Source organism: Phycicoccus jejuensis (assembly GCF_044797865.1).
GTDB lineage: Bacteria > Actinomycetota > Actinomycetes > Actinomycetales > Dermatophilaceae > Phycicoccus > Phycicoccus jejuensis.
In genome coordinates, this window is the sequence record NZ_CP085209.1 from 2,730,368 (window position 1) to 2,754,864 (window position 24,497).

The following is a 24,497-nucleotide window of genomic DNA, read 5'->3' on the forward strand; positions in this document are numbered from 1 at the left end:
CTAGGCCGGGACGATCGGGACCGCGGCGGCGCCACCGGCTGCACCGGTCGCGCCGGCACCGCCAGCTGCGCCCGCGCCGCCGGCCGCGCCCGGCGGGGCCGGGGTCGGGCCGGCGCTGGACGGCTCGGCACCGCCGAGGGTGGGTGGGGAGGGGACCTGGTTCGTCGCGCCGCCGGTGCCCGCCTCCCCCGAGCCGTCGTTGTCTGCGCCGTCGGCGCCGTTGATGGCGGGGTTGTTCTTCGCGCTCGGGCCACCCTGGTTGCGGCCCTTGCCGCCGAAGTCGGGGATGTAGGTGTTGTGCCCGACGCCCATCTGGTTCGTGGTGTCGGCGCCGATAACGGTGGCCGCGTTCGAGGCCGCGAGGACGCCGCCCAGCCCGGTGCTGTACGCCGTCCCGGCCGCGCCGAGCGCACCCATCGCCTTCCCGAGCTTGCCGGTGACGGCGTCCTGGGCACTCTGCTCACCCTGGGAGGACCCGTCCGCGGACGCAGTGGACGCCGCCGACGTCGCTCCCCCACCGCCGGCCCCACCGGCGCCGAGCAGCCGCCAGATCCCACCCTGGGCGGCCGCCCCGGCCCGCATCGCCGCACCGGAGGAGGTGCCCGGGTCCACGAACGCCAGCATCTTGAACAGCGCCAGCGGCGCGAAGCAGCTGACCACGAGCAGCAGCACCCCGGGCAGCGCGGTCCCGACCGCCTTCTCGAGGGAGTCCCCGCCGCTGAGGGCCACCGAGGTCGTGACCTTGACCCCGGCACCCATCACGATCACCACCAGGACCGGGGTGAACGCGGCCGCGTGGAACCACCGGAACGCCTTCCAGAACCAGGCGCGCCCGCCTTCCCACATCAGCCCAGCCGCGGCGATCGGGGCGGTCGCGGACAGAACGAGCAACGCCACCCCGCGGGCCAGCAGGATCAGCAGGTGACCGATGGCGGCGAAGATCACGAACACCCCGAGCACGCCGAGCACGGTCGCGGTCGCGACCTCGCTGATGTCGCCCACCGACAGCGGCGCCCACGGCTCCCACGCCGAGAACGTGTCGACGTTCAGCAGCGCCTGCATCAGGGAGTGGGTGAGCCCCCCGGCGGCCTTCTGCACGGCGACCGCGTAGGCGACCCACGCAGCCCACACCGTGACGAACTGGCCGCCGCCGAGGAACACCCGGGCCAGGCTCTGCCCGTCGCGGCGGATCATCGTCACCCCGAGCTGGACCATGAGCAGCACCAGCGCCAGCACCCCGGCGATCCAGAACGTCACCTGGTAGATGCCGGACAGTGGACCGTCAGTGCCCAGGTCGGGGTCGAGGAACTGGTCCTCGAGGAGCAGCACCCACTTCAGCACCATCAGGCCGCAGTTCCAGAGCGCCACCATGACGACCGTGAACCCGTCCGCGGCGGCCTTGCCGACCACCGTCCCGCTGAGCCCGGACAGCGGGTTGATCGCCTCCCACCAGTTCACGACGGCTCCCCATCGTCGGCGACCCAGGTGCGCCAGCCCGCCTCCAGGGCCAGCTGGGTGCCCGGCCAGGTCGCCGGCGCCCGCGCCGGTTCCGTCCCGGGGGCGATCACCCACCGGTCCCCGGTCCACTCCATCCGGGCGCACATGCCGTCCACGACGCTGTCCTCGGTGACCACCCGAGCGGTCACCTTCACCAGGACGCACGCCAGCGCCCAGTCCGGCCCGTCGACGCCCTTGACCTGGCCGGCGACCGGGGCCGCGGTGATGACGGTGGTGGCGTCGTCGACGTACTGCGCGGCGGGGCCGGAGCGGAACGCCACGACGTCCACCGCCGGCCGCCACTGCCGTACCGGGGCGGCGCCCGGGGAGGCCCAGGCACGATGTACCGCGTCGGTGACCTCCAGGCTCATGTGCGCCAGCACCGTCGAGGCGATGGCGCCCCATTGCCCCAGGGCCCCCTCGGGGGTGCGGGGATAACCGGTCGGCACCTGCGCCGGCCCGACCGTGGTGGCGGGCGGGACGACCACCGTCGGTGGCGGGGCGGTCCCCGACGCCCCACCCCAAGCCGCAGTCGGCGGCGACGCACGCATCGGCGCCGCAGCGATAGCGTCACGTCGCGCCTGCCCGCTCAGACCGGTCGCCACGTCCCCTGCCGAGACCGGTGCCGCGTCTACCGCGGCCGTGGAGGGGGTGTCGTGGCCGGTCAGGGCCGAGTAGGTCCCGTAGCCGAGCGCGCCCAGCAGCACCGCCGCCACCGCGGCGACAGCGAGCATCGTCGCCAGCAGCCGGCGACGCGACCACGGTTCCGGCGTGGCGTCGGCGGCGGTCATCCGACGCAGCCCGACCCGGTGATCCCGGAGAGCATCCCCGGCACCACCATGTAGGCGACGGCAGCGACGAACACGACGGCGACCCCGACGACGCCGGCCTTGGAGGCGTGCGGCATCGCGAAGACCCGGCCGCCGACCACGGCACCGACGGAGACGACGACCCCGACGAGCATCAGCGCGAGCACGCCCCACAGGACGTACCCGGTCAGGGTGTTGGCGTAGGCCTGCGCGCCCGGTGGGGCGACCGGGCAGACCTGGGGCAGCGCGAGCGGCCCGGCCGCGGCGAGTGAGTTCAGCATGAGCCGTTCCTTTCCGTGAGGTTCCCGGCGTCGAGGTGGCGCAGGACGGTCGCCGCTGCGCGACGCAGCGGGGCAGATGGGGGCGCCCAGCCGGGGGCCCGTGACGCCGCGCGCCTGTCCAGCGGCACCGGCAGCAGCAGCCCGTCGCGCTCCCGCACCCTCAGGCGGTGGCCGAGCTCGGCGCTCACGTGGGCCGGCCAGCGGCGGCGCTCCGCGCCGACGACGACGACCACGACCCGTTCCGCGCCGAGCAGGGCCAGTGCGGTCTCCGCCCGTCGCAGCCCCGGAACCGTGGCTGTGGTGACTGCGACCACCAGCGCGGCGGTGTGCAGGTACTCCCCCAGCCAGCCGCTCGACTCGAGTGCGGCGCCGACCTCCCAGCCGACGTCGAGCACGGTCAGAGCCGGGTCAGGGTCCGGCAGCGGCAGTGAGTCCGGACCGGACAGGATGTGCCCGGTGCGGGCTAGGGTGACCTCGCCACGGCGTCCGCGGGTCCAGCCATTCGCAGAGACCCCCAGCTCCGCGGTCGACGCCCCGGCCAGGCCGGAAGCGGACGCCGAGCAGCACTCGACCACCCGGGCGGCGCCGGCTTCGCCGGCCAGGGCGAGGGCGAACGTCGACGCGCCGCACTGACCCAGGCAGCCGATCACCGGCACTGCGTGGCCATCGGGGTGCCACGCCTGTCCGTCGCTGCGGCGTCGGGAGCTGCGACCGGGCGCCTGCCGGAACTCCCCGGCCTGCGCGGCCGCCCAGGCCCGCTTCAGCTCGTCCACGCCCACCGGGCGCACCACCCCGGCGGTCATTTGCCTTGCCCCGCGAGCTGGACCTGGCGGGCGGCCAACGCGGCCTGCTCCGGCGCCGCGGGCAGGCGCGGCAGTCGGCGCCTGGCTGCCGGGGCGCGGTGACTCCGCTGCACGCACCGGCCGGCTCGGGCCCTCCGGTCGGCCCCAGCGGCCATCAGGTCAGCCACGGCGCCGTCCTCGTCCCCGGCGACCTCGAGCGTGCGGGTCAGCCAGGCCGTCCCCTCCCCGGCCGGCGTGCGGGCTTCGGGTGCGGGCTCGAGGGTCACGAGACCCACCCCGCCTGTGCCTGCGCGATCGCCTTCAGACTCCGGACGGCGCGCCGTCGCAGCGTGGCCGGGGACACCCCGTGGAACCGGGCGACCGCGTCGAGGACTGCGGGTGCGCACAGCCCGCCGGCGCCACGCCCGGACCGGACTCCCTTCTGGGCGGCTACCTCCGCCAAGCGGGTGAGGAGGTCCCGGTCGGCTTTGGTGATGATCCCGCCGGTGACGGCTCGATCGAGCACCGAGTCGGCGAGGTCGGGGTCCATTCCTTCTTCGTGGTCCCGCATCTGCGGCTCCCAGTCCGAGACCAGGCCCTCCAGCGACACCCGCCGGATCCAGCGCCGCTCGGGGTCAGCCTCTGCGGGGGGTACGCCCAGGTCGCGCAGCACCGCAGCCCGGGTCTTGGCCCTGAGCCCCGCGCTCACTGCTGATCGGGTCTCCCACGGGAAGGTGCGGATCTCCAGCCACAGCTGCGCGGCCACCATCTCGTCGATGTTCGGCGACAGGTCCCCCAACGAGGCGGCCAGGCGGATCGCGGCAGGAAGCAGCGCCCACGCCACCGCGCCCACCGCGGCCAGGTCGTCATCGCCACGCGGGCTGGCGAGCACCGTGAGCGGGTGCAGCAGCTCGTCGACGGTCGAGGTCTGCTGCGTGCGCGTCCACGCCCGCAGGTCGGTCAGGTCCTCCACGACCGCCAGGGCCGGGGTGTTCCGGCACCAGCGCGGCCACGCCGCTCGGGCGGCGCCCAGCAGACCCGCCTGCGGGTCCGCCAGGCCGAGGTGCTCGGCCACCGTGCTCGATTGCTGCGTCATGGCCGCAACCGTGCAGATCAGGCGTTACCCCACGGCGTTACCCCCGTGAGTGAACCCTCCGAATGGTGGGGGTAACGGGCCCCAGCAGGGCACGTTCGTGCAGGTCAGCGGGGGGTAACGACTTTCCGCCCGTCGACGTCCCGGCTGCGTGGTCAGGCTTGGCCGCGGTGCGCGAGGGCACGGTGCTGACGGGTGCCGACGCAGCGGGCGCCGCACTCCGGGCAGGTCTGGAGGTCGGTGCTTGCGAGCCACCGGGCGACGGTTGCCTCAAGCCAGAGGGTCCGGCCGTTCTCGAGCCGGAAGTCGGGTTCGGGCAACCGCCCAGCTCGCCGCCAGGTGAGCAGAACGGGGTGGCTGATCCCGACACGCCGGGCCAGCTCGTTCATGCCGACGACCCCGTCGGGAAGTCGCGGACCGCGGCGCGGGAACGGGCCGTGCGGGCGGGTCGCCCGCCGGATCGTGGCGACCGGGGCTCCGTAGTGGTCGGCGATGCGGTCCGGCGATTCACCGGAGCGGCGCGCCCGAACCCACTCGTCGACGACCTCCGGGGCTGGAAAGGGTCCGCGGCCGGTGGTGCTCTTGGTGACCCACTGGTGGCTCACGCCGTACTGATCGGCCAGGGACTGCACCTGGACGCCGCGACGTCGGGCTGCCACCCACTTCTCGGTGCGCACGGCGACGTCAGAGTCGGACGCCATCGTTCGTCCGAGCTGGCGTGAAGGCCGGGGGAATGGTCCGGCGTGGGCTGTGGCCCGCAGCACCGCCCCCTCGGTGACGCCCTCCGCGTCCGCGATGAGAGCCGCGGACTCCCCACCGCGTCTGCGGGCGACCCACACCCGATCTCGTTCCTTCGGTGGCGGCACGAGTCACGACGCTAGAGCGGTCTGGCGCTGCTCGCCTCCCGGGACGGCTCAGTCGCGCACCGTCCGGCGTGTGGCGCCGGGCTGGCGGTTCACCGGGCTCGATGACGCCTCCGTCTGGAGCGACCGGCACGATCGGACCCGGGCACCCGGCGTGAGCGAACGCGCATTCTCGTTCGCTCCGGGTCTTGCTGGCCCGGCCGTGTCCGCTGCTGGAGGGACTCATCGACTGGCTAGCTTGCCCGGTGGTCGCGCCAGTCCTTGCGCTGGGCGAGGACTTCCTGGGTCCGTTCGGAGAGCTCGGGCGGTGCGCCGTCGTCGTCGCTGCGGTTGCACACCTGGTCACGCACGATCCTCTGGGCTTCGCTGGGGCGGCCCTCGGCGGCGGCAACGGCGGCGAGGTCGAGGCGTGGGATCTCCTCGTGGGGTGCGGCCAGGGCGGCGGTCTCGGCGGCGGCCTGGGCCACGGCGAGGTCGCCGGTGGCGAGGGCGTGGGTGGTGACGGTGTGGGCGACATCGACGACCGCCACGACGAGGCTCTCGTCGAGTCGCTGCCCGTTGATGAGCCACGCCCACCCGGCGGTCTCCCGCTCCACGGGGTAGTCGAACGGGCGGCCCTCGACGAGCCGAAGCGCGGTCTGCAGGTCACTGATCCCGTCCGCGCCGCGGGCCTGTCCGCGGACCCGGAGCCGGCGGAACAGGTCGGCATCGACGAGGAGGTCTTGCACCTGGTAGGTCGGGATGCCGCGAGCTGCGGCTGCGTCCGTCTTCCTGGCTTCTGGCAGGTGTGGTTGACCGGTCCGCGGGTTGGTCCCCAGCCAGTTGCGAACCGTCAACGCGTAGGCACGGGCCGACCCCGTGGTGATGTGGAACGCCTCGGCGATCTCCGTGCTCGTCGCGCCATTACGCAAGGCGATGAACGCGAGGAGCTCGGTCATGTACGGCTCCCGGCCGCGCGGGGCGGTGCCGTGACCGGTGGCCTTGACCGGCCCGAGCAGGCGCAGCTTGGGCAGCGGACCCTCGGGGTCGAACCAGGCGGCCACGTCGTCGTCGAGAGTGGGGTCCGCGTGCGCGAGCTCGTCGCGTAGGGTCGCGCTGACCCTTGGGGCGACGGCTTGAAGGTCCTCGGTGGTGGTGGCGGCTGCGCCGGTGTAGGTGTCGTCATCGGCGTCGAGCAGGCTGGAGGACTCCGCCGCGGCGGGTGCGGTGGTCGCGGCGTCGACCGGTGTTCGCGGGAGGGTGTGCTCTGGTCGCAGCGCGCCGGCCTGGTCGGCGTAGGAGGCCCAGCCCGTCACCGCTGTCTCGTCGACTGGGACGTCGACCGGGGTGATGGCGGTGTCGGCGTGGGCGAGGAGGGTGGCGCAGCCACGGGCTTCGTCGGCGGTCAGTCCGACGGCCTCGAGGTCCAGCCCGACCTCGGGCAGTCGCAGCCGGCCGTCGGCGGTGACCTCGAGGACCATGCCGCCGCTGATGGAGGGCTGCCCGGAGACCACCACCGAGGTGGCGGTCTCCCCGGCGTGTTCGCGCACCAGTCGCAGCAGGTGCTCCATCGTTGGGGAGTCGCTGGCGTCGGCGTCGGCCAGCAGGAGCCGGCTCGGCCACGCTTCGTCCCCGGCCTGGGTGGCGCGGGCGGTGGCGACGTCGGCGCCGACGGCGCGGGCAAGGTCGATGGTGGCGACCGCGGCTGCCAAGGTCCGCCCCACCGGGTCCTCGTCCGCGCCGTTGCTCGAGTAGACGTGGATGCGTTCGGGGGCCATCGCGGCGAGCTCGGCGGCGACGCCGACGCAGCTCACCTCGACCGCGGAGGCCCACGGGTTGCAGGCCACCTCGGCGGCGAGGTACCGGGCGAAGTCGACCCCGTAGGTGGCATCGCCGGTGATGGTGACCGCCAGGTCCTCGATGTTGAGCAGCCACACCGCGTCATCGTCGCCGACGCCGATGGTGACCAGCAGCGGATAGGGGGCGGGCTGGTCCGTCTCGGCGGGACCGATCGCGTCCAGCGGGGTGGCGGGGGTGATCCGCCAGTGCATGGCGTCGGCGCCGACCGGTTCCCACGGCTTGGTCAGGTCGGCGGGTGCGGACAGGTGCAGCACGATGTGGGTTGCGGTCAGCTCGACCGCGGCCAGCAGCGGCATCATGTCCCCGTCGCGGGCGGTGGCGGCGCCGAGGCGGCGGAGCACCTGGTCGAGGTGGCCGAGGGTGGGCGCACTGACCTGACCGACCATGGCGATCGTCTTCTCCACCGGCGCCAGCAGGGGCGGCGGCGCGGCGAGCGTGCGTCCCGGGCGGCGATGACGGAACTGGGCCTGCCGGCGTCGGCGCAGTGTCAGCAGCAGAGCACCGGCCAGCAACGCCCCGCCCGCGGTCAGCCCGGCGAGCATCCACGGCGCGGGCTGGGCGTCTTGGCCCTCCCCGGGGGTCGCGAGACTCGCGCCGGCCGGGACTGTGCCCTTGGTGTGGGGTGGGGCCGCACCGGCCGGGTCGCCCGTGGTGGCCGACGGCGACACGGAGCCTGCGCCGTCGGGCGCGGCGCTGGCGGTCGGGCTGGCCGAGGGGGTCGCGGCGGCGGACGGTGAACCCTGCGGGGCCGGCTCGGGGGTGACCTCCAGGCGATCCCCGCGAACTCCGGGGTTGACCGGACGCGCCGCCGTCGAGGCGGCGGCCCCCGGATCGGTCGTGGAGGTGTCGACTCGCGGCGCCCTGCCGGGACTCTGCGGGGTCGACCGGGCGGAGGGGGTGCTGATCTCCGGTTCGTTCGCGGTGGTGGGGTCGAGCTCGGCGGGGATGTGGATGCGCCACCCGACGTAGATCAGGTCGGGGTCGGTCAGCCGGCGCCCGTCGGGTTGGGTGACGTGGCGGGTTGCCTGATAGAGCGCCTTGTAGAGCATCCCGTCGCCGAGTTCGCGTTCTGCGATGCCCCAGAGGCTGTCGCCCTCGTGGACGGTGACCGTCCGGTCCTTCACCGGCGCATGGTGCTGGGACCGGGCCGTGGCGGTCGTGGTGATGGTGTGCGCGGTGGCCAGGCCGACAGTTGATGCCGGGGCTGCGGGGGCGGTGACGGCCAGTGTGGTGCCGGCCGGGGGTGCCGCGGCGGCGGGGGCGGCACCGGTGCCGGCCGGAACGGCGACGAAGAGCAGCGCGGCGGCGGTGACCAGCTGTGCGGCGGCGCCTTGCGGCAGAGACAGGCCTGGCAGGTGGGGGGCGCGCACCCCGCGCACCCGGGATGCGACCTCGAGCAGGACGCTGATGGTCAGCACGGCCCAGGCGATCCACGCGACCCACGTGACCAGCCCGAGCAGGATCGTGCCGTCGTCGGGGGTGCTCAGTGCCGTCCATACCTGGTCCACGCTGGGTATCGAGCTCGGGACGGGGTTGCCCGCGATGGTGAGCAGCACCACTGGCAGACCGGCGACGAGGCCGAGCAGGGTCAGGCTCGCCAGGAGGCCGAGGAGTCGGGTTCTCATTGCCGTACCCCTTCCAGGACACGCTCGACCCGGACCTCGGCGTGGCCGGTGACCCGCAGGGTGCGGATCCCGATGATCGAGAGGAACTTGGTCGTGTAGGTGGTGTGGGTGTCGGCGACCACGGTGGTCCCGCCGGTGACCCGGGCGCTGCCGCTGTACCCGGGGGCGCCCGCGATGTAGGTGCGGGCCGCGGCGACGGCGGCGGCCGGGTCGACGCGGGCGCTGACGCCGCGTACCGAGCTGCTGGCGATCAGCTGTTGGCCGCCGCTGCGGGCGGCCTGGGCGGCGAGGTCCTGGGCGCGCTGCTTGGCGTACACCTGCCCGCCGAGGTCGACGGCGAGGCCGACGAGCAGGGTCATGGTCAGCGCGGTGGTGATCATCCACACCGAGATTGAGCCCTTCTCGTCTCGGCCGTGGGTGCGTGAGCGTGGAAGCATCCCGATCACCGCTCCCGGTAGGTATCGAGTGGGGAGCGGATCGAGGCGGTCACCGGCACGGTCGCGGGCAGCCCGGGCAGCAGACCGGACAGGTCGACGCGGCAGGTCACTGTCGCACCGACCGAGGCGGGAATCCCGACGGGTGTGGCGAACTCGGCGGTGTCGACGGTGACGGTCACCGATGCGCAGTTGACGCGTTGCGAGGCCAGCCGCGCCCGGGCGGCCGACGAAGCCGCGGCTTGGGCGTCGCTGTGGGTGCGGGCAATGGAGGCGGACCGGGCCGCTTCGGCCGCGGAGGACTGCACCGCCTGGGAGGCGATGGCGAGGCGGCCGCCGGCGATCGCGAGCAGGACCAGAACGCCCAGTGCCGGGGCGAGGATCACTACCTCGACCGTCGAGGTGCCCCGCTCGTCATGGGTGCGTTGACGGCTCATCGGGTGATCCGTTCGAGCGGGGAAGACGATGACTGGGTGACCGTGGGGTGCCAGCCGGGGATGACGCTGGGGGTGGAGCCGGTGACGACCACCGTGGCGGTCGTCGCCGTTCGGGTGACGCTGACCCGGACCCCGGTGAGCACCCCGTCACCGCCGGCGGAAGCGACGAACGCCGACGCCGCGACCCGGCCGGCGGCGCTGGAGGCACCGAGGGCGCCCGCAGCGCGGGAACCCTCCTCGGCCGCGGCGATCGCCACGGTCCGGCCGTGGTAGGTCAACGCGGCCTGCATTCCGAGGAACATCAACGCGAACATCGCCGGCATCAGCACGACCAGTTGGACCGCCGCCGAGCCACGCTCGGGTCTGCGGGCGCGCATCACCAGGCGCGTCCACCGGTGGCGGGCGAGGTCGGCTGAGGTCATCGGGGCTAGCGGATCTGGCCGACCTTGTTGGTGACGTACGCGGAGATGGCGGCGTAGACCAACCCGGCGAGGACGAGCAGGGCGACGACCCAGAACACGACCTCGATGGTGCTGGCACCGTCCTCGTCGCGCAGCCGTTCGCGGCGGGAGGTCACGACGTCGCCGGCCTTGATGCCGACGGTGTGCAGGGTGGCGATCAGGTAGTGCATCGGCGTGCCTTTCTCGTGGTGGTGCGGTGGAGTCGGGTGGGATTCATGAGGCGTCCAGCAGGCGCAGCAGAGGTGGCGCCATGAGCAGGGCGAGGAAGACCAGGCCGAGGATGGAGGCGGGGAAGTACATCCGCTCCTCGACCAGGCTGGCCCGGGCGAGTTCCTCGCTGAGCAGCGCGGATCGGGCGGAGGCGCTGCGGGCCCGCAGCTGGCGGTAGACCTCGCTGCTCTCGTCGCTGGCCAGGCGCATGATGTCGGCGACGTCGGCCAGCTCGGGCAGCGCCAGGTCATCGGCGAGGGCGTTCAGGGCGTCCCACGGCGGCTGCCCGTTGTAGCGGGATCGGGCGATCTCCTCGCCGATCTTGGCGAACATCCACGAGTCGCCGACCTCGGCCGCGGTCGCCAACGCCACCGATGCGCCGGCGCCGGAGTTGCGTTCCAGGGCGCACAGCTCGATGTAGGCGCTCAGGGCGCGGGCGAAGTTGCTGCGGGCCTCCTTGGCCTGGGCGGCGAGGTCGCGTGAGGGCATCACGAACAGCACCGCGGCCAGGACCAGCGATGCCCCGAACGGGATGACGAGCGGGACGTGGATGCCGATGAGGGTGAAGAACGTGCCCAAGAGGGGCGGCACAGCCAGCCCGAGCAGGGCGTAGAGGACCTTGCGCCCGTAGAACTGGGCGGGGGTCTGCCGCATGACCGCGAGGTCGCGGGCCGGTGGTATCCCGAGCAGGCGGGCCGGCAGGGTCCGCTCGGCCCACATGCCCATCCGCTCCTCCATGCCGGGGGCGACGGTCGGGGCGACGGCGCCGGGTCGGCGTCGGGCGGGCGGGGCGAGCCGGTCGACCACGTCGCCCAGGTCCGGCTGGGCGGGGACCAGGTAGTAGACGAGCCCCGCCAGGCCGATGCCGACGACGGCGCCGAGGATGATCGCCAGCTGCACCCCGGTCATCGCGCCGCCCTCGCTTCGGGACCGAGGAACCGTGGGAGGTCCTTGCCTTCGGCCATCTTCCGCATCCACAGCAGCCCGCCGGCGTAGGCGACCAGCAGCACCACGAGGATGACCTGACCGAGACCGGTGCCATACGGGGCGACGTAGTCGCCGGTGAACGCGAGCACGACGAGCACGCCGAGTGAGAACGCCGAGACCATCCGGGCTGTGCCGCGGGGCTTGGCTCGGCCGGCCTCGACCCGGCGGCGGGCGGCGACGTCCTCGGAGACCGACTCGGCGACACCGTGCAGTGCGCTGGCCAGGGACCTGTTGCGTCGGCGGGCGGCGAGGATGAGGTTGGCGGCGACCAGGTCGCCGGTCACGTCGTCGAGGTCGTCGGCGAACGCCCGCAGCGCGGTCTCGGTGTCCCAGCGCGCCCGCAGCCGTGCGACGAGTTGGGTGACCTCGGGGCGGATCGGGTCGGGCACGGAGCGCAGTGTCGCGGTCAGCGCCTGCTCCATCCCGATCCCGGCGCCCAGGACCCCGGCCAGGGCGCGGGTCCACTCCTCCATCGCCTCGACCCGCCGGATCCGCTGCGCGGTCGGTGGCGCGGAGAGCAGGTAGGGCAGGCCGAGCCACGCGGCGGGGATGGCCAGCACGAGGACGAGCCACCCTGTTACTGCCGCGGCCAGCCCCCCGATGAGGATCGAGGCGGCCAGGTCGATCCGTTGCCGCCGGGACAGGCCGGTGAGGCGGCGCGCCAGCGCCGACGGCGGCCGCGGCTCGACCGGTGTCTCCGGCCGGGCCCGCAGCGCCCACATGGCGCCGGTCAGGCCGGTGACGATCAGGGCACCGCACAGCCCGGCGAGCAGCGGGGTCACGGCCGCCACCCCCGTCCGTCGGCCTCCGCCTGGTACAGGTCGGGGTCGAACCCGAACGCCGCAAGGGCCTTCGCCTGCTCGGGCAGGATGCCGGTGGCCTGGGCCGGCCCGTCGTGGGAGGGGCCGAAGATGTAGGTCAGGGCGTACCCCTTCTCTCGCTCCCCCGGCTCGACCACGGCGATCTCGCTGACCCATCGGCGCAGGATCTGGGTGCCGTCGGGCTGGTGGTCGATGCGCCGGTGAAGCTGCACGACGAGGTTCAGGCAGCCGGCCAGCTTCTCCACGGCCAGGTCACGGCTGACGTGGGAGCCGGCCTCCATCGCGCAGGTGACGAGTTTGCGGATGCAGGCCTCGGCGTTCGCGGCGTGGGTTGTGGACAGCGAGCCGGTGCCGGACTCCATCGCCTTGATCATCGTCCACACCTCCGGTCCGCGGATCTCGCCGACGATCTGGCGGGAGAGGGCGAACCGGAAGCTGTCGCTGAGAGCGTCAGAGAGCTCGAACGCTCCGGCGGCGCGGCCGCTGGCGTCGACCTCGCCGACACCGGGGCGGGACTCCCAGTCGATGACGATCTCGTGTCTGCCCGACTCCTCGAGGAACAGCTCGTACTCGGTCTCGAAGGTGCCGATCGCCTCGTCCCGGGGGATCTCCGAGCACAGCGCCCGCATCAAGGTGGTCTTGCCGGCCGACATGGGCCCCGAGACCGCGACGCTCCACGCGGCCCGCACCGCCGCGCCGAGCAGGTTCGCCGCCGCCGGGGAGAGGCACCCGCGGTCCACCCACCCCTCGAGGCTGTCCACCCGCAGCCGGTGCCGGCGGATGACGACGGTGGGTTTGGAGGTCACCCACGCGGTCGCCGCCAGCCGGGCACCACCGTCGAGCTTGAGGTGCAGCCGCGGGGTGCTCTCGGAGAACGGCCTGGGGTTCGACTCCGAGCGGTTGGCCAGGAAGCGCAGGAAGTCCAGCAGCTCCTCGTCGCTGTCCGCCACCGGCGGCCCGGTGATCCGCGAGCCGTCGGTGAGCTCGAGGAGGACCTGGTGGTGGCCCAGGATGAAGATGTTCTCCACTCGGTCGTCGTCGACCAGCGGCTGGAGGCGGCCCAACCGGAAGACCGCGTTGAAGGTGGCTTGCTCCATCAGCGCCTGCTGACGCGGGGTCCACGCCTCTGCCCCGGTGGCGACCGCGTCCGCGGTGTGGTCGCGCACCAGCTCGTGGATCGCGGTTCGTCCGAAGGCCTCCTGCTCCTGGCGGGTCATCGCGGCGCGGGCCACGGCCGCTGGCTCTCCGTCGGTCGGGACGGAGCGGCTGTGCCAGTCGCCGCCGAGGGCTTGCGCGAGGCGGTTGGCAACCAACGTGCGGAACGCCGCGACCAGGCCCCATTCGACTCCGGCCTGCTCCCCCAGGTGGTCGACGACCTCCACGGGCGGCGGTGTCGGCGGAGCGTGCCGGCGGCGCACCGCGTCGAGGTCGACCGGTGGTTGGTCGCTCGAGCCGGGAGACATCGAGAACGTGCCCCGCACGCGGCCTCGACGCTCAGGGGCCGACCGGAAGAACGGGATGTCGGTGGGGTCGGCGTGGGACGGTTCGGGCTTTTCGATGTTCATGCCGGACCCCCCGCGGTCGCTGCCAGCCGTTCCTCGTTCGCCCGGATCGCCCCGGTGATCGCGCTTCGGGTGGACCGCAGCGACCGGTTCAGTGGCCTGTCCGCCCAGTGGCCGCAGCCGGTGGCCCGCTCCCGCAGGGTTGCCTTGGGCACGTCCTGGCCCTCGGAGATCACCGCCGCGGAGACCGGGTCCCACATCACCTTCGCAACGGTCGGAAGCTGGAGCACCCTGGTGATCTCGCGGGCGGTGTACGGCTCCTTCTCCCCGACCAGCAGCAGCCCCAGCGACGCTGCCGCCCCGGCCTGCTCGAACTTCTCCCGGAGGGTGTTCCCCCAGGACACCGCAGCCGCCAGCGTCGGCAGCTCGGTGCGGGTGACCAGCAGCATCAGGTCCGCCCCATACACCAGCGGCTCCGGCCATCCGTACAACCCAAGCCGACCGGCATCCACGATCACGTCCTGCCCGGTCTCCTCCAGCGACCGCAGCACCGCGAGCAGCGGGTCCCACAGCGCCAGCAGGCTGCGGGCCTGGTCGTGAGACTTGGCCCCCGGCACCACCCGCGCCTGACTCTGCGGGAGGTCGATCGAGACCTGAGCCAGCGTCTCGCGCAGCCGGTCGTCGAAGTGGGCGTTCACCAGGTCGGTCATGGCGTTCGGCGGCTCGACCTGCCCCCGCAGGTACCCCGAAGCGACCGCGGACGCACCGGTCGGGTCGGCCTCGACCAGCAGCACGGGCCGGGGCCAGCCCAGCGCCAGGCCGAGTGCGGTGGTGCTCACCCCCGGCGACCCGGACGCCGAAGCGAGCACGATCAACGACATCTCAGCGGTCCCTGGAGTCCAGGACTACGGCGACCTGCCCGGTGCCGGCCATCTCCGCGAGCTTCTCGGCGTCACCGGAGGGGACCTGAACGGTCACCACGGTGGGCGCGCCCTGCCCGGTGACGTCCTCCCCGGTCTGAGCGGACACCACCACACCCTGGACCGACACCGCGGTGGTTGCGGCGAGGTCGTCCACCTGGGCTGGGGTCGCCACGACCCGCACCTTGTCCCCGGCCAGCAGCGGCGTGCCCGGGGTCATCCCGGGCGGGACCGGCACCCCCACCAACGAGTAGCCGCTGCCGGGCAGGTTCTCCGCGGTGGTCGATGCCGGGGTCAGCAGGGAGCCGGCCGCAACGTCCACTGCGGCCCGCTGGCCGACCATCGACTCCAGCTGCGCGGTCGGGACGGTGCGCAGACCGGGGTCTCCACCGATCTGCACGGTCATCAAGTCCTCCTGGGTGATGACCTGACCGCGCTCGATCGCGTTGCGGGCTGCGACCACCGCCGTCGAGCTCGTCGAGATTGAGAGCAGCCACACGTTGCCCAGGACGCCGAGGCACACCAGCGTCGCCATCGCCCCGAGCAGCCCCCACCGGCGGCGTGCCTTCGGCGGCGCCGGGACCACTGTTCCCTCCGACTGGTCGGCCGGGACGATGGTGTCCCGCCGTGGCGACTCGCGTCGCAGAGTCGTCGTCATCGCCAGCTCCTCGTCCTCACTTGACCAGCACCTGCACTTCGCCGACGGCGATCTGGGCGGTGCGCGAGAGGGTGACCGGGATGCTCCCGCTCTGCCCGATTCCAGACCAGTCCACGCTCCAGTAGGAGCTCGCCGTGACCGTGTAGCGGCCTTGGCGGGTGTATGTGTACCCGCACGTCGGGGATGACTGCTTGCCGTACCGGTCCTGGTACTGCGTGCCCGCCCCGCTGCAGGTCACGCTCTGCCCGTCACCCATGTCCCACACGATTTTCTGCAGCCAGCCCGTCGCCGTGACCGTGTAGCCGCCGGCACTGACTGAGCGGGTGATCGGGCCGGTCGTCGACGCGCCGGGGTCTGCGACCCACATCCAGGTCGGCATCCCCACCAGCCCGACCCTCCCGGGCGCCGACTCCGGGACGATCCCGATGGCACCGGCCCTGAGGTTCATCCGCGCCAGCGCGGTGCGCGCCAAGGCCCGCGGATCCGGCGGCGCCCCCGCCGGAGGCTGCGCCAACCACACGTAGAACACCGCGGCCGCGATCGCACCGATGTTGATCGGTCGTGTGCACTCGTAGACCTGGCCGTCGGTGTGCCCCTCCCAGGCCGGGTCGTCCGCCGGCGGCTGGGGGGAAGCTGCCCTGCAGTACGCCTGCTGCGACTGCGACCACCAGCCGGTGTCATTCGAACAGGGCACTTCCTTCTTCTTGCCACCCCAGGTGTAGGTGCACTTGGCGGGATCCGAGCTCCCGCCACCGCCCGGAGTGCCCCCTCCCCCAACGCCACCCTCGTTGCCTCCGCCGGCCGGCGGGGGAACGGAAATCGCAAGGCGACAAGTACCGGTGGCCGGATCGAGGTGCTCACCGGGCGGGCAGGTCACTCCGCCTGGGGGTGCTGCCGCGGCGCTGGCGATTCCGGCGAGGGTGAGTAGCAAGGCAACCAGGGGCGCCAGCACTCGTCGGGTCAGCATGTCTCGATCGCCTTGCGGCCAGTGACGTAGAGGGTGCTCCCGTCCTTCTGCACGGTGTAGCGGAACTTCACACGTTCGGCCGCATCGGGGTTGCGCACGGACTTGCCGCTCTTGTCGACAACGTCCACCTGAGAGCCGTCCTGGCAGACCATTACGACCCAGTCGCCGGACTTGTTCTTGCTGGAGGAGAGGACCTCGAGGCTGAACTTGCCGGTCTGGGTCCAACCCTTCTCCCGGTACGCCGTCAGGTCGCTGTAGGTCTGGTTGAGGGCATCATCGCGGGCGTACTGGTACAGCTTGCTGAGGTCCAGGTCCCGGTTAGCGCCGAACCGGTCGACGACGGCCACCCAGTTCTCCACCGCGTCGGCAGCCGCCTGAGCGTCCTTGTCCAACGTCGACGCGCTCTCGGACGGCGTCGGACTCGCCGAGGACGGCGTGGCGCTCGAGCCCTGCGTCGAGGGCGGCGGCGTCTGGTCGGTGCCGGCAGTGTCGGTGCACGCCGACAACAGCAGCCCCGCCGCAATGAGGGCGAGAGCGGCCTTCCTGACCCCCAACGAGACACCCGCCACGTTGATCCCCTCCGGTGTGTTCCCCGCTACCGTAGCAATCTTTTCACACTAGTGGCAAGAGATCATCCATCGGATGTGCAGATGCCTCCCTGCTGCCACTCGTGCGATACCCCTCGCCCGCCTCCCCTCACTGGCGCAACCGAGACCTGCGCCCCGGTTGTGCTCTACACGCAGTGTGACGCACCTACTGCTCGGCCGCGACTTGTGCGGGACGCAGCGCTTCCGGCTCGACGCCGAGTACCTCGGCCAAGCTCTGGGCCACTTGCGGCGACAGACTCGCCGGCAGCCCGTGTCTCTCCCACCGCCGCACCGTCGGCGGCGGTGTGTCCGCGGCCTCTGCCACCTCATCCAAGGTCACCCCGGCCGAGAACCGCAACCAGCGCAGGTCAACCTGCGGTGACGGATCGTCCCGTAGGAGTGCGCTCGGGCGGACGTGACATGCGCGTGCGACGCGGTGCAGCAACTCCGGTGTACGTGGCGACGATGCGCCACGTTCCCATTCCGAAATTCGCTCTCCCCCAGCCAAGCCGACCGCGACCGCGAGCTGTGCCTGAGTCAAGCCGGCGGCCTCCCTGGCCGCGCGCAGCTTCTCGCCGCTGAGAACTTGTTCACTCGGCATGATGCCCACACTGTAGAGCTCCCGCCAGATCCGGAACGCGAGATCCGATCGCATTCGGCTGGCGCCGTGGCAGCGTCCCACCGCGCGGCGCTCGAACGCATAGACCGGACTCCTTCAGCGCGGGTTGGAGCGGGTCGCAACCAGCGATGGCTTGAGCGGCTCGGCGTTGGCGCACCTCGCACCAGGTACGGCCCGCCGGGGGCCTCGCCCTGACCGCGTGTCCGACAGCTCCAGAGAAGCTTCTTCCGAGCTTCTTGCTCGAAGTGACTCCTCAGCAGCCCCGAAATCGGTCTAGGTGCGGTGAAGGGGTACCCCTCTGGATGGAAGGGGCAGCGCCATGGGTCGAGGGCCGACGGGCGTACCGGGGATGTGCGAGGCGGGCTCTGCGACGTCGAACCGGTTCTGGACACATCTTGACGGCGAGGAGGCTCCGGCGACGGATCGGGCCTGGCGGCCCACTTCCTCACCACCTGGCGGAGGATCTGCCGACCGGGGCGGCCAGCGGCGACCCGCCAGGCCCCACTCACGTCGCGTCTGGGAAGTCGGGTACGCCCGTGACCGCGAGGCGGGGCGCACCCGCTACGTCGACGCCTCGCGCACCCGCCGCCGCCTGGTGCGTCTGGTCGAGGCCGGGATGCCGGTACGTACCCTGGCCCGGGTCTGCGGGGTCAGTGACACCGGCCTCGGGCTGATCCTCGCCGGTGAACGGACCTGGGTGCAGACGCGGACCGCCAAGGCAGTCGCGGAGGTGACGTTGGCGCGGGTGTACGCCTCGCAGACCACCGGGCACCTTCCCCGCATCGGCGCGGTCCGCCGAGTCGAGGCGCTCCTCGCACTCGGATGGCCGCATCCGGCCCTGGCCGCCGCCGGCGTCCCCAACACGGCGCAGCTGCTCGCCGCGACCGACCGAAACCTCATCACCGCCCAGCGGTGGCGGGCGATCGCCGCCGTGTACGACCGGTTGAGCATGACCCCGGGACCGTCGGCCAGGACCCTCAAGGCAGCGCGCGCCCGGGGGTACGCCCCGCCGCTGGCGTGGGACGAGGACGCCATCGACGACCCGCACGCCCAGCCGTGCGGAGTCGGGCACGACAAGAGCGACGCGCAGGTGATGGACCTGGTGGCGGTCCGCCGCGCGCTCACCGGGGAGGCACCCAGCCCCGCCCTGGCTCGGCCCGAACGCAAGCGGGTAGTCGAGGCTCTCGCCGGCGCCGGCTTCAACGACACCGAGATCGCCACCCGGGTCGGCGCGTCCACGCGCACGATCCAGCGGGTGCGACACGACCGCTCCGCCGGGGCGACGACGCGGCCGGCGCTGAGGGTGGCCAGATGACCACGGCGGCCGAATCCACTCCCCCGCCGAACGCCCAGGGGAAGAGCGACGTTGTTTGCGTTCTGGTACGCCACGCCCTCGCGCTGCGCCTGACAGGCCCGGTCGGCCCGGGAGCGGGCCGCCGCGGTCGCGGCCGGGCACGACGCCGAGGGGCGTGCGTGCGGGCCGGCGTGCTAGTCCCCGGGTCAGCCACGGACCAGGCGCAGCGCGGCGCGCCCGGGAACCGTCGCGCGTGCTGTCGGGGCGGGGCGCGAAGGGGCCGCAGCGCTCTCGCAGTCGGCGAGGAACTCGCTGTGCGCCCGCGTGAGTCGCCGCAGGTGAGCCAGCCGCTCGGGGGTCGCAGTCCAGCGCCGCCGGTAGGCGATCAGGGCCGGCCCGAACCCGGCCCTGATCGCACCCCGCTCCCCCGCCCAGGTCATCGACCGCGTCCAGCCCCGATGCCACCGCGGGACCAGGGAGGTCAGCGCCTGCAACATGCCGGCGCCCGCGCCCAGCCAGAGGTCGCCTTGCTGGACGGAGTGGATGACGGTCACCGTCATGACCAGATGCCGCATGTGCCACAACGCTTGGCCCCTGCCACGCAGCGGGGTGAGCACGATGCGAACGAGCAAGCAGGCCAGGGACCACGGCAGCGTGAACAGCTCGAGCGCGAACTGGCGGCGGGTCCACCCGTCGCGCACCTGCGCGGCCGAGACCCCGAGCAGGGCAGTCACCTCCTCAACGCTGACCCGGCCGGCGCGGTAAGCGAAGAGCAACCCGGTAGTCAGGGTGATGGTGCGCCGGCCCATCGCCTCGGTCTGCCACGTTGGTCCAGGGACCACGCGCAGCGTGATTCGCGGTGGGCCGAGCCCGACGCTGCACAGGGCGGCCAATACGGGGGCGAGGTCCTCGGCCTCGTCGAGGCGCAGAGGCCGGCTCCACCCGAGCAGGCGCGCCCCGAGTGGCTCGAGGCCCCCGAACGCGAGGACCAGCCCCAGGAGGGTCCACAGCGCGGTGAGAGCCAGCCAGTAGTTCGCCGGGATGAGCCCACCGGCGACGACCCAGAGCAGGACGCTGACCGTCAGCGGCACCCAGGTGGCCGCGACCCGGCGGACCCATCGCGGGGTGCGGGCAGACATCCACTCGCGCATGGCGGCCACCTCCACTGCTTGCGTCGGCGCGTGCTTCGCCCCGGCCTGGGCCCGAGTGTTGTCCGCACCGCCGACACGCGCAGGAGGAGACAGGGCCACGCACCCGCGGATGCGCCGTGGGTGGCCCTGTCGCGGCCCCCGGTGATTCATCGCCCTGAACTGCCGGATCGCTGTGTCCGCGAGGTGCATCGATGAGCGCCCCGGCGCCGGATCACCGGAGCGTGGGTGAGCTGCTGGCCAGCGCGGACCTCGCTGCCCGAGAGTGCCTGTGGGACCCCAACGGCGACAACGCTCAGGCTCGGGTGCGATCTTGGGTGGGGCTGGTCGAGGAAGCCGCTCGGGTGTGGGAGCTGCTGCCGACGGCGCCGTGGGCGGACCAGCAGCTGATGACCGAGGTGCTCCACCGGCGCACCTCGCTGGCCGAACGGTGCGTCCGGTTCGGTTGGCCCGGCCGCGGCGAGCTGGACCCGACGGTCGACGAGGCCACCGAAGCACTGGCCCGTGCCGGCGCGCTGCTCCGCGGCCGGGTGGACCACACGAGGCAGCCGACGCCGCCGGTGGACGCCGACGCCGCGGCGTCCCGGGTGCGCCTGATGCACACCCTTCTGGCTGCCACTCACGGCACCGCCCTCAGCGTTTCAGCCCTTGTCCGCAACCGCGACCGGGCCGCCGGGCCGCCGGGCCTCAGCGGACAGGGTGCCAGACAAGCGTGCCGAGCCACCTCGGTGACCCTGGCCGGCATCGAGAGCCGAGTTCAGGCCTACCTGACGCCCCGCTGGCCGCGCCTGCTGCACGGTGAGCATCGCGAGCCGGTCGACCCCGGACGCCTCGAGCACGCACTGGCGGTGTGGGCTGTGACGGCTCTGCGCAGCATGGCCGTCTCCCCCGAGCCCGACGCGGTGCTGTTCGTGTCTCGGGTGCAGGGCACGCTGGGCCACTCGCTGCAGGTGCTCGGGGCGGCCTCGGCATCGCTCGGTGCGGTGGACCCGCAGCAGTACGCCTCCCGCGCCGCGCCTGCGTTCGCTGCGATGACGGACGGATGGGCCGCGCTAAAGGCCTCCTTCCCCGCCAGTCCACGAGCCCTGCGACTGGTGGACCGGCACCTCCTCGCCGCCGGTCAGGAGGTCCTGGCCGCTGCCCGCGAGATCACCCTGGACGGCGGCGCCACCGCAGCCCAGGCCACCATCGCCGCGCGAGTCGACCTGCGCGAGACGGGCGCGGCGCTCCACCGCAACGTCACCACCGCAGCCGACCTCGCCGCCAGTATCCGTCAGGGCGTGGCGGACCCTGCCATGCCTGTCCCCGGCTACGACGCGGCCGAGAAGGCCCGCCGGCGCATCGCCGCAGGCAGCGCCGCGCAGGCACTAGTTCAAGCGGCCGCCATCGCGGACTCGGCCGGCAGCTTCCTGACCGCCCGGCCCACCACCCACCCCTCCCCCGACCCGACCATCAGCACACCCTCGCGGGCCCCGCACGCAGGGCGCGAGCGCCACCGCAGAGCCATCCCCGTGATGCGTGCCGAACCGCGCAAGGCACCGAGCCGATGATCCACAGCTCGGGCAGCCTCGCCCGGTCATCCACAGCCCCAGAAGCAGCGCTGTCGGTGCCGGGCCGGGTCTGCGGGAATCCGAACCGGAGACACGCAAGGCCAACACTCAAGGAGCAACGATGAGCACCGCGGACTCGCCTGAGCCTCCCCAGTCGGTCTGGCCTCAGCCGACTCCGGAGTCCCTGCCCGCGTGGCACCATGCCGGGCGGCTGCTGCGCGAAGCCAGCCAACGCTGCGACGGGGAGATCTCGTACGGCGCCGACCGCCTCGCCAACCTGATGTACACGCTGAACCCCGACCCGTCCACGGCGCTGCTGGTCGACCTCGACCCGATCTCCGCCGACGCCACCCCTCTCGGGCTCATCCGTGGGGCCGAACTGCTCACCCACAGCTACGGCATCGAGGCGTTTCCTCCCGGAGCGTCGGGCGTCATCGCCGATCTCGTGCGCCTAGCGGCAGCCGCCAGCCGGGCGCAGGAGCCACCCCTTCCCCGGGACACGCTCACCAGCCCCACCCCGGGCGCGCTGGACACGCTGATGGATGTTGGGACGATTCTCTCCCAGGCCTTCTCACGCGCCTGGCAGGCCGGCGCCACCGGTATGTACGACACCGCGGACCGCATCGAGGAGGTCGGGCTGGCCTTCGCCGTCCTCATCCCCGCCGACCTGTGGCAGACCTACTGCCACCGCAAGCTCGACGCCGAGCTCGCCAACCACTCCCCCGCCGAGCTCGTCCGTGAGGCTCTAGCACGCGTGAGCCACGTCAATCTTGAGAACTACCCAACGGGAACGTCCACCGCGATCTACGCACTGGTGAGACTGACCAGCCACGTAGCGCAGTGACAGATCAAGAGCCGGGGGGGGTGTCTTGCTGTCCCCCTCGAGGACCTCCGCCGACTCGCCCCCCCCCTTGCGCCCAGACGTGCCTATGGGTGTGCCCCCTTGGCGGCGGATAGACGCCAGTGTTCGTTCCGAATGGGGATCGGTGGCCGGCCACGGTCGACGCGGACCGCCTCCAGCTCGCGCTCCGAAAGTGTCGGCGTGCCGCACCGGTCACGCCTGCATAGTCACGATTCCGTACCGGACGCTTCGCGGGACCATGCCCCATCCGGAAAGCGTGCGCACCGGCTGGCGCTCTTGCGTTGTGCAACTAGCGACCTGACAGCCCCCGGCCTACAGGTAGCGGCAGACCTGGTCGGGGTTGCACAGCTCGGGTTCGGGCCGGGCCGCTTGGTCGCGTAGCTCGGCGATGGTGTCGCGCAGCGCGGCGAGCCCGGCGAGTTGTTGCTCGATTTCCGTCAGACGTGCGTCGAGCAGGTCGCGGACGTGGTCGCAGGGTGCTTGTCCTCGATCGCGGATGTCGAGGATCCGTCGGATCTGGGCGAGCGTGAGTCCGGCCGCCTGGCCGCGGCGGATGAAATCGATCCGGGCGACGGTCTCGGGCGTGTAGTCGCGGTAGCCGGCCGGGGTGCGCTCAGTCGGCGGGAGCAGCCCTTGGTCTTCGTAGAACCGCAGCGTTTTGGTGGTGGTGCCGGCCGTGTCGGCGATCTCCCCGATCCGCATCGCGCCTCCTGTGTCGCAGGTCTCCCTTGACCTTCCCCTGTACTGGAAGGTCCAGTATCGCCGTATCAAGTGAGTTTCCCAACCGACCGGGGAGGTACTGGCATGGGTTCGAGGTATGACCTGGCGGTGATCGGGTCGGGTGGGGCGGCGTTCGCCGCCGCCATCCGCGCGACCACGCTGGGCAAGTCGGTGGTGATGGTCGAGCGTGGCACGTTCGGCGGCACCTGCGTGAACACCGGCTGTGTGCCGTCCAAGGCGCTGATCGCCGCGGCCGAGGCCCGCCATGTGGCCGCTGACGCGAGCACCCGGTTCCCCGGCATCGCCACCACCGCCTCCGCGGTCGACATGCCGGGCCTGATCGGCGGCAAGGAAGGTCTGGTCGAGGCCCTGCGGAGCGAGAAGTACGTCGACGTGGCCGATGCCTACGGCTGGCAGGTCCGCCAAGGTGAGGCGAGCTTCACCGGCACCCCAGACGCACCGGCCCTCCAGGTCACCGCAGCCGAGGGCAGCGTCGAGGTGATCGAATCCGAGAACTACCTGGTCGCCACCGGCGCCCAGGCTTGGGCCCCGCCGACCGCCGGTCTGGCGGAGGTCGGCTACCTGACCTCGACCACGGCGATGGAGCTGACCGAGGTTCCGGACTCGCTCCTGGTGCTCGGCGGCGGCTACGTGGCCCTGGAGCAGGCCCAACTGTTCGCCCGGCTGGGCTCCAAGGTGACCATGTTGGTGCGATCGCGGCTGGCCTCGAAGGAGGAGCCGGAGGTCTCCAAGGCGCTGCAAGAGGTCTTCGCTGACGAGGGCATCCGGGTGGTCCGCCGCGCCGTCCTGAGCCGGGTCACCCGCGACGGGGCTACCGGGCAGGTCGTCGTGACCGCCGAGGTGTCCGGGGGCGTGCAGGAGTTCCGCGCCGACCAGGTCCTGGTCGCGCTCGGACGGCGTCCGGTCACCGACGGCCTCAACCTCGACGCGGTGGAGGTGAAGACCGGCGAGGCCGGCCAAGTCGTTGTCACCGACCAACTGCAGTCCTCCAACCCGCGGATCTGGGCCGCCGGCGATGTGACCGGACACCCCGAGTTCGTCTACGTCGCTGCCCACCACGGCACGATGGTCGCCGAGAACGCATTCGGCGCCGCCGACCGGTCCGTCGAATACAGCCGGCTGCCGAGGGTGACGTTCACCAGTCCCGCGATCGGGGCAGTCGGGATGACCGAGGCCCAGGTCCTCGAGGCCGGGATCCGCTGCGACTGCCAGGTACTTCCGCTGGACTACGTACCCCGGGCGCTGGTCAACCGCGACACCCGCGGGTTCATCAAGCTGGTCGCCAACGCCGAGACCGGCGAGATCCTCGGCCTGACCGCGGTCGCCAGAGACGCAGGCGAACTCGCCGCCGCCGGCGTCCACGTCCTGGGCAAGACCATCACCGAGGTCGCCGAGGCGTGGGCGCCCTACCTAACCATGACCGAGGGCATCCGGATCGCCGCCAAGGCCTTCAGCGCCGACGTCTCGAAGCTGTCCTGCTGCGCCTGACCCCGCACCCGAGGGCACTCTC

General features: G+C 72.6%; 25 protein-coding genes. 4 read left to right on the forward strand and 21 right to left on the reverse strand.

Features of this window, described 5'->3' with window-relative positions:
* The 19 genes from LG324_RS12955 to LG324_RS13045 form a co-directional block, all read right to left on the reverse strand.
* Positions 1 to 1,458 (reverse strand): hypothetical protein, encoded by a 1,458-nt coding sequence (locus LG324_RS12955; RefSeq protein ID WP_404348463.1) that lies wholly within the window; start codon positions 1,456 to 1,458, stop codon positions 1 to 3.
* The gene (locus LG324_RS12960) at positions 1,455 to 2,288 is read right to left on the reverse strand and encodes a hypothetical protein (RefSeq protein WP_404348465.1); all 834 of its coding nucleotides are present in this window, start codon (positions 2,286 to 2,288) and stop codon (positions 1,455 to 1,457) included. The genes LG324_RS12955 and LG324_RS12960 overlap by 4 nt, the downstream gene beginning before the upstream one ends.
* Complete coding sequence (locus LG324_RS12965) at positions 2,285 to 2,587, reverse strand: hypothetical protein (RefSeq protein WP_404348467.1); 303 nt, start codon at positions 2,585 to 2,587, stop codon at positions 2,285 to 2,287. The genes LG324_RS12960 and LG324_RS12965 overlap by 4 nt, the downstream gene beginning before the upstream one ends.
* Complete coding sequence (locus tag LG324_RS12970; RefSeq protein WP_404348469.1) at positions 2,581 to 3,390, reverse strand: hypothetical protein; 810 nt, start codon at positions 3,388 to 3,390, stop codon at positions 2,581 to 2,583. The genes LG324_RS12965 and LG324_RS12970 overlap by 7 nt, the downstream gene beginning before the upstream one ends.
* Positions 3,391 to 3,652: 262 nt before the next feature.
* Entirely contained in the window at positions 3,653 to 4,444 is a 792-nt protein-coding gene (locus tag LG324_RS12975; RefSeq protein WP_404348471.1) for a hypothetical protein, read from the reverse strand.
* Positions 4,445 to 4,617: 173 nt separating this feature from the next.
* Positions 4,618 to 5,163, reverse strand: coding sequence for a helix-turn-helix transcriptional regulator (locus tag LG324_RS12980; protein ID WP_404348473.1), 546 nt, complete (start codon positions 5,161 to 5,163; stop codon positions 4,618 to 4,620).
* A gap of 395 nt (positions 5,164 to 5,558) precedes the next feature.
* A complete protein-coding gene (locus LG324_RS12985; RefSeq protein ID WP_404348475.1) occupies positions 5,559 to 8,789 on the reverse strand; it encodes a hypothetical protein in 3,231 nt (1,076 codons plus the stop codon).
* Positions 8,786 to 9,169: a pilus assembly protein TadG-related protein gene (locus LG324_RS12990; RefSeq protein WP_404348478.1), complete on the reverse strand. Its 384-nt coding sequence runs from the start codon at positions 9,167 to 9,169 to the stop codon at positions 8,786 to 8,788. The genes LG324_RS12985 and LG324_RS12990 overlap by 4 nt, the downstream gene beginning before the upstream one ends.
* A 62-nt stretch (positions 9,170 to 9,231) precedes the next feature.
* Entirely contained in the window at positions 9,232 to 9,660 is a 429-nt protein-coding gene (locus tag LG324_RS12995) for a TadE/TadG family type IV pilus assembly protein (protein WP_404348480.1), read from the reverse strand.
* Positions 9,657 to 10,082, reverse strand: a complete 426-nt coding sequence (locus tag LG324_RS13000; protein ID WP_404348482.1) for a TadE family protein — start codon at positions 10,080 to 10,082, stop codon at positions 9,657 to 9,659. The genes LG324_RS12995 and LG324_RS13000 overlap by 4 nt, the downstream gene beginning before the upstream one ends.
* 5 nt (positions 10,083 to 10,087) lie before the next feature.
* Positions 10,088 to 10,291: a hypothetical protein gene (locus tag LG324_RS13005; RefSeq protein ID WP_404348484.1), complete on the reverse strand. Its 204-nt coding sequence runs from the start codon at positions 10,289 to 10,291 to the stop codon at positions 10,088 to 10,090.
* Between the two features lie 43 nt (positions 10,292 to 10,334).
* Positions 10,335 to 11,240 (reverse strand): hypothetical protein, encoded by a 906-nt coding sequence (locus LG324_RS13010; RefSeq protein ID WP_404348487.1) that lies wholly within the window; start codon positions 11,238 to 11,240, stop codon positions 10,335 to 10,337.
* On the reverse strand, positions 11,237 to 12,100 hold the full coding sequence (locus LG324_RS13015) for a type II secretion system F family protein (protein WP_404348489.1): 864 nt from the start codon (positions 12,098 to 12,100) through the stop codon (positions 11,237 to 11,239). The genes LG324_RS13010 and LG324_RS13015 overlap by 4 nt, the downstream gene beginning before the upstream one ends.
* Positions 12,097 to 13,704, reverse strand: coding sequence for a CpaF family protein (locus LG324_RS13020; RefSeq protein WP_404348492.1), 1,608 nt, complete (start codon positions 13,702 to 13,704; stop codon positions 12,097 to 12,099). Before LG324_RS13020 ends, LG324_RS13015 begins: the two co-directional genes overlap by 4 nt.
* Positions 13,701 to 14,480: a hypothetical protein gene (locus LG324_RS13025; RefSeq protein ID WP_404348494.1), complete on the reverse strand. Its 780-nt coding sequence runs from the start codon at positions 14,478 to 14,480 to the stop codon at positions 13,701 to 13,703. Before LG324_RS13025 ends, LG324_RS13020 begins: the two co-directional genes overlap by 4 nt.
* A 43-nt stretch (positions 14,481 to 14,523) precedes the next feature.
* Positions 14,524 to 15,219 (reverse strand): SAF domain-containing protein, encoded by a 696-nt coding sequence (locus LG324_RS13030; protein ID WP_404348497.1) that lies wholly within the window; start codon positions 15,217 to 15,219, stop codon positions 14,524 to 14,526.
* A 16-nt stretch (positions 15,220 to 15,235) separates the two neighbouring features.
* A complete protein-coding gene (locus tag LG324_RS13035; protein WP_404348499.1) occupies positions 15,236 to 16,186 on the reverse strand; it encodes a hypothetical protein in 951 nt (316 codons plus the stop codon).
* Positions 16,180 to 16,755: a hypothetical protein gene (locus tag LG324_RS13040; RefSeq protein ID WP_404348501.1), complete on the reverse strand. Its 576-nt coding sequence runs from the start codon at positions 16,753 to 16,755 to the stop codon at positions 16,180 to 16,182. Before LG324_RS13040 ends, LG324_RS13035 begins: the two co-directional genes overlap by 7 nt.
* A gap of 184 nt (positions 16,756 to 16,939) precedes the next feature.
* Complete coding sequence (locus LG324_RS13045) at positions 16,940 to 17,428, reverse strand: helix-turn-helix domain-containing protein (protein WP_404353147.1); 489 nt, start codon at positions 17,426 to 17,428, stop codon at positions 16,940 to 16,942.
* A 559-nt stretch (positions 17,429 to 17,987) separates the two neighbouring features.
* Here LG324_RS13045 and LG324_RS13050 point away from each other — a divergent pair.
* Complete coding sequence (locus tag LG324_RS13050; protein WP_404348504.1) at positions 17,988 to 18,707, forward strand: hypothetical protein; 720 nt, start codon at positions 17,988 to 17,990, stop codon at positions 18,705 to 18,707.
* A gap of 185 nt (positions 18,708 to 18,892) precedes the next feature.
* Here the strand turns inward: LG324_RS13050 and LG324_RS13055 are convergent, their stop codons facing one another.
* A complete protein-coding gene (locus tag LG324_RS13055) occupies positions 18,893 to 19,837 on the reverse strand; it encodes a hypothetical protein (RefSeq protein ID WP_404348506.1) in 945 nt (314 codons plus the stop codon).
* Positions 19,838 to 20,058: 221 nt separating this feature from the next.
* Here LG324_RS13055 and LG324_RS13060 point away from each other — a divergent pair, with 221 nt between their 5' ends.
* Together LG324_RS13060 and LG324_RS13065 are read left to right on the forward strand one after the other, a co-directional pair.
* Complete coding sequence (locus LG324_RS13060) at positions 20,059 to 21,384, forward strand: hypothetical protein (protein ID WP_404348508.1); 1,326 nt, start codon at positions 20,059 to 20,061, stop codon at positions 21,382 to 21,384.
* A 121-nt stretch (positions 21,385 to 21,505) separates the two neighbouring features.
* Positions 21,506 to 22,228, forward strand: coding sequence for a hypothetical protein (locus tag LG324_RS13065; RefSeq protein ID WP_404348511.1), 723 nt, complete (start codon positions 21,506 to 21,508; stop codon positions 22,226 to 22,228).
* 330 nt (positions 22,229 to 22,558) lie between these two features.
* Here LG324_RS13065 and LG324_RS13070 read toward each other — a convergent pair whose 3' ends face one another.
* The gene (locus tag LG324_RS13070; protein ID WP_404348514.1) at positions 22,559 to 22,948 is read right to left on the reverse strand and encodes a heavy metal-responsive transcriptional regulator; all 390 of its coding nucleotides are present in this window, start codon (positions 22,946 to 22,948) and stop codon (positions 22,559 to 22,561) included.
* A 102-nt stretch (positions 22,949 to 23,050) separates the two neighbouring features.
* On the opposite strand from LG324_RS13070, the gene merA reads away from it, so the two are divergent.
* The gene (gene merA / locus LG324_RS13075) at positions 23,051 to 24,475 is read left to right on the forward strand and encodes a mercury(II) reductase (protein ID WP_404348517.1); all 1,425 of its coding nucleotides are present in this window, start codon (positions 23,051 to 23,053) and stop codon (positions 24,473 to 24,475) included.
* The last annotated feature ends 22 nt before the right edge of the window (positions 24,476 to 24,497 follow it).